The sequence below is a fragment of the Bacillus cereus group sp. RP32 genome (assembly GCF_040459735.1).
GTDB classification, from domain to species: domain Bacteria; phylum Bacillota; class Bacilli; order Bacillales; family Bacillaceae_G; genus Bacillus_A; species Bacillus_A wiedmannii.
This window is the reverse complement of sequence record NZ_JARVHO010000001.1, coordinates 2,202,037-2,215,358: the sequence shown is the minus strand read 5'-3', so window position 1 is coordinate 2,215,358 and position 13,322 is coordinate 2,202,037. Positions and strand designations below refer to the sequence as shown.

The window sequence follows — 13,322 nt, the reverse complement described above, 5'->3', positions numbered from 1 at the left end:
GATTTAGTGTACTAGTAAAAGGGGGGGAATTCTTCTTGTTTTTTGCGGTTTAATTCGTTTAATAAAACAATCAAAAGCATTTTTATTATATTTCTTCTTCAACAATCTGGCCCGATTGTTGAAGAAAGTAGCCTGTTCCAATAAAGAACTTTATTGTTCAGTAAACAACTTGTCATGAAACCATAAAACGAACCGAAATTTTTCTTAAGAGTAGAAAATTCGGCTCGCTTTATGTTGGAATTTGCTTAGCGTATATTTTCGTTAAAATGCGGGCGGGATCCCATGCCCATCAAGCTAACATTTTGAGACATCTCCATTACGAGAAATTTACCTTTTTACAGTTATTTATAAAAATTTGACTCATTTTTTCGTTTTGGGGTGTTATGAAATCTTTAAGTTGATGGGCATAGAGTGGGACCCCAAACAGTACAATTTTATTTCAAAGACACAACGATCTTACTACACACTGTTTATTTATCCTACACTCTCATCTGCTAGTATTACTATTTTTTATTACTAATGTTGCCGTTTCACTCGGATGGCTAAGAGGAAAATGATGGCCATATGGAACAAAATCAACCTTACCAAGATGCGATGGAGCAGAATAGCCTCTGTCATAATCCCCCCAAATAATGTGAAGATTATACTTTGTTACTTCATTGAAATCACCTTGATCGTTTTTCAGTAGTAAACTGTTAAGCTGAACCGTAGTATTTAAAATTCTAGGAGAAGTAAAACTGTTACTTATTTTTTCAATATAATGTTCAGGGATACTCTCCATACTTTCAAACAAACCATTACTTAATAAATAACGCCCTATCAAATTAGCAGTTGCCAATTTTAATGTCCATTTGTTCATAAATTGAGGAACATTTAGCGATTTAGCATTTTTTTTAGCAACAGGTGGCTGAAGTAAAGTGATTGAATACTTCTTATCTATGTACTCTTGTACCAATGCTTCCAGAAGAATAAACGCACCGAATGAATGGCCAATTAGATGTGCACCATTAGTAGCTTTCTCCAATAACTTTTTCACTACATTCAAATAGATATCTAGAAGATTTTTCTCTTGTTTAAAAGGAGAACGTCCCAAACCTGGAAGATCCACGATCCATACAGGTTGACCAGTTTTTTCATGAAGCTCTTGTGCTAAAGGAAATAAATCCTCTCCATCACTCAATAGACCATGTAATAAAATAAACGGTTTACCCTCTCCTTGTAATTGGTAAAGGGTATTGTTATCGCATAATGTTCGTTTAAATAAATGATTATGCTGGCCATTTTGATACATCATTCGATAATCCAGATCAGCTACTACGGCAGGGAAAAATTTCATTACACTCGTCTTCTTAAACCAATCTCCTCCCATAATTTTTTTCGCTGAAACATTTGAAAATTTTCGTTTTGTAATAAAATTCAGTCCATCAGAAGGAATTTTTGTTATTTTACTTACTCCACTATTCATAATTGCTTTCATAAGTGGCATTGGGACAGAGATTTTTGGTGCCCTCATATTCATACTTTCCGACATAATACTTAATAATTCAGCAATGTTCTGATCGTGCTGTTTGTCTTCAACAAGTGTATATGTTTGTATAGTCGGTTGCTCCAATCTGAAAACCTGCACAATAAACTTCGCAAGCTCATCGTTTGAAATAAGTGGTAACCTATATCCCTTACCTCCAGGAATCACTGGCATGAGCCCTCTTCGCATACTCATCACAAGCAAACCTAATCCTGCTATCTGCTCTGTACTCCCTGTTTTACTACTACCGACTACAGTTGGCGGATTAATTACAGAAAGCGGATAACCTACTGCTGATGCCTGGTGACGGATATAAAGATCTGCTAAAAATTTTGTTCTCTCATATGGATTTTTTATTTTCAAATAATTGTTTCCTTCTTTAAACACATCAATTGCAATCTTGCTATTTTTATCATCAAAGGGACTCATATAACCTACAACATGAATAAATTGTTGCAAGCCCTTCAATTGATGAATGCTTTTAGCTAATTCACTAATGTGTTTGGCGCCATTTAAAAATACGGAAGCTGCCTCTTTACTTGTCGCTTGAATATCCATGGGGCCTCCTGCGTGAATAATCACATCCGTTTTCAATGCCCTCTCCTTATCTTCAGCACTTAGACCTAAATCTATTTTCGTCAAATCACCTTCAATAAAGTGCATAACTGCCTTTTTTAAGATGCCTCTTTCTTGAAAAATGCGTATTGCTTTACTTTTCGACCTTACTAAAAGAAGAATTTTAACATCCTCTTTGGCTAATTCTTTTACTAATTGCTTTCCAATAAAGCCTGTTCCACCAGTTAAAAATACTGTTCTCATATAAAATCCCCTTTTTAGTACTACCCAGTACTAATTTGATGTAAAAAAAATGCTTCTTTTATCGAAGCAATTTTAAAAAATGATCTGCTGTTTTCGTAATTACAGTTGCATCCTTCAATGTTTCTGAAATAAATAACGCTCCTTCAAGATTTGTAATAAAAAGTGATGCAACCTCATCAATATTAATCGTATTTCTGAATTCTCCATTCTCTACCCCTTGTTTAAGTAATAGAGAAACTTTCTTTTGTAATCCTGTAAAAAAAAGACCTATTTTTTCTTTTATTTGCGTGGCCTGTTTAGGACTTTGAATATAAAGAGTAATAAATGGACAGCTCCCCTTATACTCTCTCGACTGAACTCCTTGTGATAATTGCTTTAAAAACAGTTGGATACGATCTTCAACTAAAAATTGGTTCTGAGAAAGTACGTCATCAATTGCAGATTGATACATTTCAATCCAATAATCAACGACCCCTTCTAATAATACTTCCTTATTAGAAAAGTGATAATACACATTAGACTTTGAAACTTTGCTTACACGTACTAATTCATCCATACTTGTATAAGCAAACCCTTTTTCTAAAAATAATGTTGCAGCTACTTCAATCACACGTTTTTGATTCATTAATTTTACCTTTGTCATAACTAGAACTATATAGTACTAATTTAAATATTGCAAGTATTTATGTTAATTTAGAAAAAAGTTTGATTAAAAAAGTTCCACTAACATTGATTTTACTGCAAAAAAATCTTATTTTGAATAAAGTTGAACTGAACCCCGAAATTGTTCATTCACTATCGTCTAATAGGGGGCACCATACATGCGTATCAACTTAAGAAAAAGAAATGTCCCCAAAACGAAAAAATGAGCGGCTTCTCAGAATAGCTATCTGTAGAGAAAGAAAATTTTAATTTAGGGGGATATGAAAATATTAGCTTGATGGTGATGGGGTACCGCCAGTATTTCGGAAAAAAAACACACTAAGAATATACAAGATTTTATAAATTTTTTCGGTTAATCCAATAACAGACAAGGAACCTAAAACGGCACCAGGATAGGAATGTATAAAAAAATGCATAGATCCATAGAACGAAAAAGACGATTCCCTTGTGAGAGTAGGGATTCGTCTCTTTCTTCGCTACCGATAACAAGAAGTATGTAAATAAGCTGCCCATATGGGCAGCTTATTGGATTTTTTCAAATACGTAATATTTTATTTGTCGATATTTTTTCAATCTTCATTATTGATTTCTATTGTACCTGTTCTAGCACTAACTTTTAAACTATTTAACAGATTATCAGGTGTCTTAATTTCCACTTCATATTCAAATGTAGATTGTGCTAATTTGTCATCTTCTAATTCGAATTCTTTTTTCACATTCATAATTTCTCCATTTGTATGCGCTAAAGCAATTTCACGAACTTGTTTCTCTGTATAGTTTTCGTTCTTTTTGGCATAATTGTAACCCATACCATAATATCCACCAACAATAGCAATACCACTTACCAAAATAGCAATTACACTTATCATTATTTTCTTTTTATGTTTTAACATTTTCATCCACTCCTTCATGATTAATCATCTATTCCGAATCTTGCTTCAAGTGCATTTTCTGCTTGCTCTAATTGATCTTCTAGTATATCGTGTTCTCTTTCTTGCGTTTCATATTGTTCAACAGTTATCGTTCCAGCGTGATAATTTGCTTCTAGCTGATTATCAGATAGATCTATTTTGTCATCTAATTGATCAATTTCTTTTTTTGCTGCTAAGTACGTATTTAAGTTTTCTTCTTTTGCTCCAACTGGTTTCGTGTTATTTGCCTTTTCAACGATAGATGTGACTTCGTCTTTAAAATCTTGTATTTGCTTCGTATCATTCGTAGCAGGCCCTGTTTTGTGTGGTTTTTGTTGTAGTTGAGCACTTTCTTTTTGCAATGTATCATTTTCCACTTTCAGTTGTTGTACTTCTGTATTGTTATCAGCTTGAGTAGAACAAGCTGTTAACAATAAACAAGACATTGCTCCAATCAACATCCACTTTCTCATTCTGTTTTCCTCCCTTTACATGTGCACCTTATCCTTGCCTTTATATTACTGAACAAACATTAAAGGAAGATTAATGTACAAAAAAATAAAATGATATAATTAAATAGTTTCTAATCTTTCTTTAATGTTTTTGAATTATAGTGATACATATTAATAAGAAGAAAAGGAGAATGGTAATGCGAGTTCTTATTGTCGAAGATGAACAAGACTTACAAAATATATTGGTAAAACGATTAAATGCTGAACATTATAGTGTCGATGCATGTGGGAATGGAGAAGATGCCTTAGATTATATAAACATGGCTACCTACGATTTGATTGTACTTGACATTATGATTCCCGGAATAGATGGTTTACAAGTATTACAAAGATTACGCGCGGATAATCATACAACCCCTGTGTTGCTTCTTACAGCTAAAGATTCAATTGATGATCGCGTAACAGGACTCGACTTAGGTGCGGACGATTATTTAGTAAAGCCGTTTGCTTTTGACGAACTGCTAGCAAGAATTCGAGTGTTAATGCGAAGAAATACAGGAAGCACATCTAATGTGTTTGAAATCGCTGACCTAGTGGTAGACTGCAATATGCATAAAGTAACAAGAGGAGGCCAAGTTATCACTCTTTCGAGTAAAGAATTTGCTATTTTAGAATATATGATTCGTAATAAGGAAGTTGTGTTGACACGAGATAAAATTGAGCAACATGTGTGGAATTACGACTATGAAGGTGGCTCAAATATTATTGATGTTTACGTCCGCTATCTTCGTAAAAAAATTGATAGCCAGTTTGAAACGAAGTTAATTCATACAGTACGAGGAACTGGTTACGTATTGCGAGTAGAATCATGAAAAGACTATCAATAAAAATGAGAGTGACCCTGTGGTATACAGGGCTAATTGTAGTTATTATGGCACTCGTGTTAGCTTTTATTTTAACTTCTTCAGATAAAGTTTTGCTTTTTAATATGAAAGATCAATTGAAGAGCACAGTAAAAGAAAACATAGAAGATATTGAATATAAGCATGGACAATTAAAGATGGACGATGATTTTGAACCCTTAGAAGATGGAGTAAATATCATCATTTATAATAAACAAGGTGAGCTGCTGGCAGGTAATAGTCCAACAAGCTTTAATAAAAAGATACCGCTTAAATCCGATGAAATACAAACCATTAAAAACGGTAATAAAGAATGGATTGTATATGATTTTCTCCATAATGCAGGCGGCGATGAGCAAGTCTGGATTCGTGGAATAATGACCATGAGCCAATTATCGTCAACGATGAATACGCTTATTGTCATAACACTCATCTCATTCCCATTACTTATTCTCATTGCGGCAGTGGGAGGATATTTTATTACGCAAAGAGCGTTTCGACCTGTGCAACAAATGAGTGATTCAGCTAGTAAAATTGGTGATGGTAAAGACCTTTCGAAGAGAATTAATTTACAAGGTTCACCGAAAGACGAAATGTATCATTTAGCACAAACCTTTGACAAAATGTTTGAGCGATTGGAGACATCATTCGAAAGTGAAAAACAATTTACATCTGACGCATCTCATGAATTAAGAACACCAACATCTGTTATTATTTCGCAATGCGAATACGCTTTATCACTGAGGAATAATCCGAAAGAAATGGAAGAATCGTTAGAAGTAATTTTAAAGCAATCACGTAAAATGTCCGCGCTAATCTCACAACTCTTATTATTAGCAAGAGCTGACCAAGAAAACCATAATACTTTCCAATTTGAATGTATCAATATGAGTGAATTAACGGAAATCGTTGTTGAAGAGCTTTCATTAATGGTTCAAGAATCTTCGATTGATATAACAACTCATATAGAGGAAAAGCTGTTTATGAAAGCAGATCAAACATTGATGATGCGTTTATTAATGAATTTACTAACGAATGCGATTGCTTATAGCAAAGCGAACGGCACTGTGCATATGCAACTGTTCTGTGATGGAAACAACATAATAGGTAAAGTCTCCGATAATGGCATTGGCATCAGCGAGCAACATATTACGAAAATATGGGACCGCTTCTATCGAGTTGACGCAGCACGAACATCTTCAAGCACCGGAAACACAGGTTTAGGATTGTCGATGGTAAAATGGATTGTCGAACTACACGGAGGAGAAATTACAGTTGAAAGTAAATTAGGAGAAGGCAGTACGTTTACATTTAAACTACCAATGGAAAAACAAGCATAATTTATGAATGTGTGTAGCTCCAGAATAAAGATTCTTCAATCCTTATATAAAAGTAACCAACGCATTTTAATCAGCATCGACTTTATCATTTTGGACAACCTGTTCTGTTAAGTTGATATACATGTAGAAAAAACTATAGAAATAAAACCCCAGAAATCCAAAGGTCTCTGGGGCTTCATTATATATTTAGCTCTTTTTGCTTTTTGCTTTGTTTATGTCTATGCAGCAATTTTCGGCTTATGAGAGAAATCAGTAATAAGATCAGTACTAGTGCGAAAAGTTGCATAAATGATAAATTAAAATATTTAGCACCTGTAACGATTAAAAGTGTAGAAATCGTACCTTTTACAATGAAAAAAATAATAATCCATAATCCGCCTTTTTTCCAGTTCATTTTTATATTACCCTTTCCTACGTTTAAATTCTCAAATGGGACACCTTATTAGAAATCTATTATATTAATAAAAAAGTCATGTCTAATTAAATGCAATGATTCTATAATAAGTGAAAATGATATTCAATGTCAATTTTATTGACTATTTGAATACCTGTTTCTTCATCTCAATCTCTTTCTACTTTGTTTCTTATAAGCAATGAACTCTTGTTTTCAAACAAAAAAACCTCTTCAATTTGCATGCGAATTCAAGAGGTTTTTTTTCATATACATCAAGTAAGATTTCTTGCTTTGTTTATTCGTTTATGCTCTTAATACATAGCTATTAGTAAACAATAACTGGGTCATACGTGTTCAAACTATCATATACAGTTTTTGCAACGTTAGGAAGAAGGTTTACACACCCGCCTGATCCTCCTGTTAAATAAGCATTATTTCCCCAGTCTTTTCGCCAGCCTGCATCATGGAATCCTTGACCGCTATTTGTGAATGGAACCCAGTAATCTACTTTCACTGCATAATCAGCTTTACCTACTGCGCTTCCTTTAAGCGTGTATGGTGTTCGTTTATATAGAACGTACCACACACCTGGTGATGTATCTTCACTCGTGCTATGTTTACCCGTTACTACATTTGTTGTGACGACTAATTTCCCATCTTTATAAATCCAAATTTGTTGATCTGCAATAGAAACTTCTGCATATGTGTCTCCAATGCCATTATTCGATGTTGTTTTATAGCCGATCCCTTCCTTCTCCCAACCATTCCCTTGAATATTAGAAGCAGAAAGCGATTTCTCGCCTTTCTCAAAGGCTTGTTGAACTTGTTTTGTTTCTTTTTCCACATCTAGTGCCCAGCCGTATCCTTGTCCCTTTACTGAAATAACCGAGCCAGAATGTGTTTTAAAAGCGAAGTCTTTATGTAATGTAGATTTAGCCTTATTAATTTCAGCAACCTTATTCTTAATGTCGCTTGCATCGATTTTTACTTTCATATCCTTTGACATAGTAGCATTTTGAATTAGATCTTTCGCTTTTAATGAATACACTTCCTCCTGCACTTTATAATCAACAGACTGCGTAAGAAGATTTTGTAATGCTTTCTCTTCTTTTTTGATGATTGGATCGTCTTCTTTAATAGGCTGTATGTATGCAGACTTCAGATGAATTTCGCTTTTATGCTTCTGCTTGTCGTAATCTTTTAGTAGATTTGTAACGTCATACTGTTTTCCATCAACGCTCTTCGAAATTACAACTTTCCCTTGTTCAAGCTTTGCCATAGCATCTTGAGGCGCTTTTAATTTTTCATTCATAGAAACGAGCTTTTCTTCTACAAGTTTTTTCATCGTTTCACTACGATACTGATCCGCCTTTTCCGGTAGCAATGAATAATCTTTTTCCTTTACAGAAGGGAAAAATGTCCACTGGCTTTTTAATAGTTTCTTAACTTGTGGCAAGTCTTTTTCCGTCAGTTCCGTTTTTGTATCTTGTTCATCTAAAATTTGTTGTTGATCAATATAGACCTTGTTTGCTAGTCCAGATGTTTTTAATTTCTGTATTGCCTGATCAGCGCTCAAACCACCGACTTTTGTATCGTTAATCGTAACATTCGAATTGAAGTGAGTTGCTTGATAATAACTCATTCCTCCAATAAGAAGTGCAATTAAACCGCCACCCGCTGCGATAAGCTTCCAATTTGTAAAGCGTTTTTTTGATCTTACCCGTTTTTTCTCAACTTCTTCAACAGATTCATTTACTGTATTGTTGTTCATTAATCTTTCCCCCGTATACATTAACGTCAATCGATTTTAAACCAAAACCATTGAATAGTGTACCTTATTTTTCCTGAAATTTCATTATTTTTAACAGATTTCATCTCATTTAATCGATTAAAGTTAGATTTTTTAATAGACAGATACATTAAGATGGTAGATAAAGTGAAAAAAGGACCATATCAATCGAGCTACTACGGGTCCCTCGCATTCGCCGAATTTTGAAGGGCGACACTACTTAACTTGGTAAAATAATTTCCGGATGGTTCAAATCAGAGGAAGGCACCATAGAATGTCTATTATTTATGAAAAATATCCACAAAAAAAGGACTACATGAAGACTCTTTTTTGTGAATATTTTAATGTCGCATTTTTTATAAATTCAAATGCAAACTATGCTTCCCGCTTTTCACCAGGTTTCACAACCTCTACTATCAGCCTAACGAATTTCACCTTATGACCTTTATCATCAACAATTTCAAGTTTCTTAAAACTATTAAATATGTTTGTACCACGCTTTGTTGATACGTTTAATCTTTACAGATGTTGAAGTTTTAAACTCATTTTTTGGTGTAATCCTATTATTAGAACATCCTGCAATGGTGAGACAGCATGTAGCCAATAAAACTAATAATATTAACTTCTTCAAATAGCCACTCCTATATAAGGAAAATATTATATTGAGAAAATTAAACATAACATCGAATCTTTGTAAAAACAATATATTTCCTAGCATTATTATTCAATGGCGGATTAATGGACACCTTAATGTTCATTAATCTGCTTATAAGCGGAGAACCTCATGCTCATCAAGTCAATGTCCAATTTCCATTTTATCCGATTCTCAATATTTATTCCAATATAAAAAGATAGCTATTTTTGTTGAATACTAATTATCTCCAAAATGAACAATACGAGCTGAGTTCCTATAACCCTATATACGTTTATTCAACTAGTTTCTCCCCTGTAACAATCTGAAACAAAGTGGCTGCATGTTTCCCTTCTAATTGAGCGTACCGATTATCCCCCGTCTTGATTTCTATTTTATCCTTATTAGGGCTTACCCAAATTTGATACAACACAGCTCTCGCCTCTATTTTCGGATTTTTAAATTGAACAATAAAGTGATAATCAGCTGGACGAGACATTTCCACTTTTTTATTTTCAAAAGTAATATCATTTAATATTTTCTTTACTTGCAACACTTCATTATTATCTTTCACTACCTTAAGATCTTCATATTCATTATCACCAATATGTTTTTGCACTTGGATTCTTTGATCTTCATTGCCTGATATATTTGAACAGCCGGTTATTATGAGTATACAGATCGCAATAAAGACTAGAGACCAATTTCTAATTTTCATATTCATACCCTCTTTTCAATACAAAATATTTTATTTTGTAAAATAAAGGTAATTAATTTAAACTTAAAAATATACATAATAAAGAGAAAGGAGTATCGTTCCATGCAGTTACAAACATACACTTGGAAAAGTTATACGTTTCTCATTGTAAGTATATTCGTTACTATTAATCTCTTTCTCTTCTCACCTATTTTAGACAGAGTTGGAGTAGAATATGTTGTACCTTTCGCCTATTTCATATTAGCTTCTGCTGTTATAGCAATAATATTAGCAGTTATCTCTTTTTGTAGCCGATCTGAGAAGAAAATTTTAGCCATTATCGGTTTATGTTTTACTCTATTTAACACAGTAATTATTTTATTTTTCCTTTGGTTTGGTTACCATTTCACTTAATTGAAATATAAATAAACTCCATAAGCCACAAATAAAATTAGTAACATAGAAATGCTAAGTACCGTATATATGGTCCATTTTACATTTGTACTCATATACTCCCCCTTCTCACTTCATAATAATTCCATTATATAACAAAAAAGCATTGGATACCCAATGCTTTTCACACTTACGCAAATAAAGACGTATTCGCATATAACGCTGGTGAACCACCTGAATGTACGAATAAAATGTTGTCTTCTTTATTAAATGTACCTTTTTTAATTAAGTCGATTAGTCCCGCTACTGCTTTACCTGTATATACTGGATCGAGTAAAATACCTTCAGTTTTCGCAAGTAATTGAACTGCTTTCACCATTTCTGGTGTTGGTAACGCGTAACCTGGTCCTACATATTCATCAAAGCATGTAACAGTTTCGCGCGGGATAAAGTTCGGAATACCAACGTGAGCTGACGTTTCCTCTACAAGTTTTGCTACTTTCTCTTCTTGTTCTGCTTTTCCTCTACTTACGTTGATTCCGATTACAGGAATGTGACTTTGTGTTCCAGCAAAACCAGTAATTAAACCAGCGTGCATACCAGCACTACCACTTACGCAAACAACTGTACTGAAATCAATTCCTTGGTCAAATGATTGTGCCATAATTTCTTGCGCACAAGCAACGTATCCCATTGCACCAGTAGGATTTGATCCACCAACTGGTATTACATATGGTGTATTACCTTTTTCACTTACTTCTTTCGCTACTTTATGCATCTCTTCCATAAGATCTGCTCCGTTTGGTACAACAATTACATTTTCAGCACCTAGTAAATGATATAAGAAATAGTTTCCGTTAAAGTCTGGCTTCTCTTCTGGCTCAAGCCCTTCTTCTAATACAAGGATACATTTCATTTTTTCTTTTACCGCAGCTGCCAGTGTTAGACGGCAATGATTTGACTGAATACCACCAGCTGTAATTAACGTATCTGCACCTTTTGCCTGTGCATCTGCAACTAGAAACTCTAACTTTCTCGTCTTATTACCACCAGCTGTTAAACCAAGTAAATCATCTCGTTTAAAATAAATAGTCGGCCCACCAAGTGCTTCAGAAAAATTGTTTAATTTTTCAATTGGAGTATATGACTCTGTATATTTTTTTCTCGGGAATTTAGCTAAATTCATTAATAACGCTCCTTTTGTACTTCTTTCACAATGTATGTAACGATACTATTATTACATGTAAAAATGATGAAGTCATCTTTCTGGGTGAAAAATGTGTTGGAATTCGGTTTTTGTGAATGGAATTGTATTAATAATTTTAACTCCAATACGGTACGTGAAATTACATTAATAACTTTCACTTTATTTCGGTACATGAAGTTTATATGAACGATTTTTTCAAATATATCGTCCATAACTTGAAATATATCGACTTACCGATAAAAAACGACAACACAAAAGAGCCCACTTATTAAAAAGTAGGCCCTTACTAATCACTTATTTGCCGAAAATCGAAGAAGCTGTGTTAATCCTGGCTCTAAATTCATTTCGCCTTTATGACGTACGTGTACAATTTTGTCCCCATCAAATTTTGGTGGGTTTCCTGGATTATACGTATTCCACTCACTCGTTCCTTCTACAGAGTACTCCATATATTCCGTTGCACCGACAATTACATTTTTACTATCGTCAGCTGTTATATTTGGTGCCATTTGTGCGACTTTCGCATCACTAATTAATAGCTTCTTTATATCCTTATCATGTTTATAATCGTAAGCTGTTACCATTACATCGTTACCATATGCTTTCACTTGTAATCCTTGTTTAAATGAATATCCATCTGGAGCAGTCTTCTCTCCGCCATTTGGTCCAGCTGACATCCAGCCTGTTTCAATCCCACCCGTATTTACAACTGTAAATCCTTTTTCATCTCCGCCTGCAATTTTCTTTTTACCAGCCCAGTCTGGTAAGTTTAAATCCCAATGCGTATGACTCGTGAAGAAAACAACTTGCGGATAGTCTTTTAATATATCGTACAATTTATCCACGTTTAAATAGTCATTTAAATACGGTGATTGTCTCGATCCAGATACTGTATCAGGTAAAACGTGATGAGAGAAAATGAAGATTGGCTTATTTTTATCTTTTTGACTATATTCTTCTAAATTTTGTTTTAACCAACCTAGTTGCTCATCACTCATAAATACTTCATCCCACATTTTTGAATCGTGGTATTTCATATATTTTTCAGTTCCTAAAAATAAAAGCGGATAACCGTCTAATTCTTTTTTATGATATACCTTTTCTTGCCCACTAAATTGTAAGTAGCGGTTAAATAGCGTTTCTTCCGTTACACCATTTGGCCATGTACTTTGAGATAGCTTCCCATCAGCTGTCCATTTACCAGCATAAAACTCATGATTCCCAACAGTTGACCATACATTCTCTGGATGCTTATTTTTGTTTAACACACGCTTCACATCATCGTATTGTGACTGTTGTCCAGTTGGCGTTATATCCCCATTCATAATAAGCGCTCTAGAAAGTGGCGTCACTTTGTTCATATCTTTTAACACATGATCAAAGTCTCCTAAATCCCCTTGAATGTCACTAATAACATTAAAAGTTGTAGCTGATTTTCGGGTTTGCTCTTTCCCTTCCGCATGTGCTGAAAATGTCGGTAATAATGCCGCCATAACAGCTAATGAAGCAACTGCCTTTTTCATACAAATTCTCCCCCTAATAATAGAATGTATAAACTGACATGTTCTGATTTCTCTTAGGTGCTTGTCCAATTCACAT

The 13,322-nt window shown here is 34.0% G+C and carries 12 protein-coding genes; 3 read left to right on the top strand and 9 right to left on the bottom strand.

All coding sequences use genetic code 11. The features are described from left to right. Nucleotides 1–487 precede the first annotated feature (487 nt). The 4 genes from QCI46_RS11455 to QCI46_RS11440 form a co-directional block, all read right to left on the bottom strand. Nucleotides 488–2,344 carry an alpha/beta fold hydrolase gene (locus QCI46_RS11455; RefSeq protein WP_353840290.1) on the bottom strand — a complete coding sequence of 619 codons (1,857 nt, stop codon included), beginning with the start codon at nucleotides 2,342–2,344 and terminating at the stop codon, nucleotides 488–490. Nucleotides 2,345–2,402: 58 nt separating this feature from the next. Beyond that, nucleotides 2,403–2,969: a TetR/AcrR family transcriptional regulator gene (locus QCI46_RS11450; protein ID WP_001072320.1), complete on the bottom strand. Its 567-nt coding sequence runs from the start codon at nucleotides 2,967–2,969 to the stop codon at nucleotides 2,403–2,405. 607 nt (nucleotides 2,970–3,576) lie between these two features. Then, nucleotides 3,577–3,900: a PepSY domain-containing protein gene (locus tag QCI46_RS11445; RefSeq protein ID WP_327960190.1), complete on the bottom strand. Its 324-nt coding sequence runs from the start codon at nucleotides 3,898–3,900 to the stop codon at nucleotides 3,577–3,579. A 20-nt stretch (nucleotides 3,901–3,920) separates the two neighbouring features. After that, nucleotides 3,921–4,391: a putative periplasmic lipoprotein gene (locus QCI46_RS11440; protein ID WP_353840289.1), complete on the bottom strand. Its 471-nt coding sequence runs from the start codon at nucleotides 4,389–4,391 to the stop codon at nucleotides 3,921–3,923. Nucleotides 4,392–4,567: 176 nt separating this feature from the next. Here QCI46_RS11440 and QCI46_RS11435 point away from each other — a divergent pair, with 176 nt between their 5' ends. Further along, a complete protein-coding gene (locus QCI46_RS11435) occupies nucleotides 4,568–5,242 on the top strand; it encodes a response regulator transcription factor (RefSeq protein ID WP_353840288.1) in 675 nt (224 codons plus the stop codon). Next, entirely contained in the window at nucleotides 5,239–6,612 is a 1,374-nt protein-coding gene (locus tag QCI46_RS11430) for a sensor histidine kinase (RefSeq protein ID WP_353840287.1), read from the top strand. The genes QCI46_RS11435 and QCI46_RS11430 overlap by 4 nt, the downstream gene beginning before the upstream one ends. 178 nt (nucleotides 6,613–6,790) lie before the next feature. On the opposite strand, the gene QCI46_RS11425 is transcribed toward QCI46_RS11430, so the two are convergent. The 3 genes from QCI46_RS11425 to QCI46_RS11415 form a co-directional block, all read right to left on the bottom strand. Next, entirely contained in the window at nucleotides 6,791–7,006 is a 216-nt protein-coding gene (locus QCI46_RS11425; RefSeq protein ID WP_353840286.1) for a hypothetical protein, read from the bottom strand. A gap of 325 nt (nucleotides 7,007–7,331) precedes the next feature. Then, nucleotides 7,332–8,777 (bottom strand): L,D-transpeptidase family protein, encoded by a 1,446-nt coding sequence (locus QCI46_RS11420; protein ID WP_353840285.1) that lies wholly within the window; start codon nucleotides 8,775–8,777, stop codon nucleotides 7,332–7,334. A 944-nt stretch (nucleotides 8,778–9,721) separates the two neighbouring features. Next, nucleotides 9,722–10,144, bottom strand: coding sequence for a YhfM domain-containing protein (locus QCI46_RS11415; RefSeq protein WP_353840284.1), 423 nt, complete (start codon nucleotides 10,142–10,144; stop codon nucleotides 9,722–9,724). Between the two features lie 102 nt (nucleotides 10,145–10,246). On the opposite strand from QCI46_RS11415, the gene QCI46_RS11410 reads away from it, so the two are divergent. After that, nucleotides 10,247–10,537 carry a hypothetical protein gene (locus tag QCI46_RS11410; RefSeq protein WP_088609341.1) on the top strand — a complete coding sequence of 97 codons (291 nt, stop codon included), beginning with the start codon at nucleotides 10,247–10,249 and terminating at the stop codon, nucleotides 10,535–10,537. 169 nt (nucleotides 10,538–10,706) lie between these two features. Here the strand turns inward: QCI46_RS11410 and cuyA are convergent, their stop codons facing one another. Both cuyA and QCI46_RS11400 read right to left on the bottom strand, forming a co-directional pair. Next, on the bottom strand, nucleotides 10,707–11,702 hold the full coding sequence (gene cuyA, locus QCI46_RS11405; protein WP_353840283.1) for a D-cysteate sulfo-lyase: 996 nt from the start codon (nucleotides 11,700–11,702) through the stop codon (nucleotides 10,707–10,709). A gap of 311 nt (nucleotides 11,703–12,013) precedes the next feature. Further along, nucleotides 12,014–13,246, bottom strand: a complete 1,233-nt coding sequence (locus QCI46_RS11400; RefSeq protein WP_353840282.1) for a DUF4073 domain-containing protein — start codon at nucleotides 13,244–13,246, stop codon at nucleotides 12,014–12,016. Between the last annotated feature and the right edge of the window lie 76 nt (nucleotides 13,247–13,322).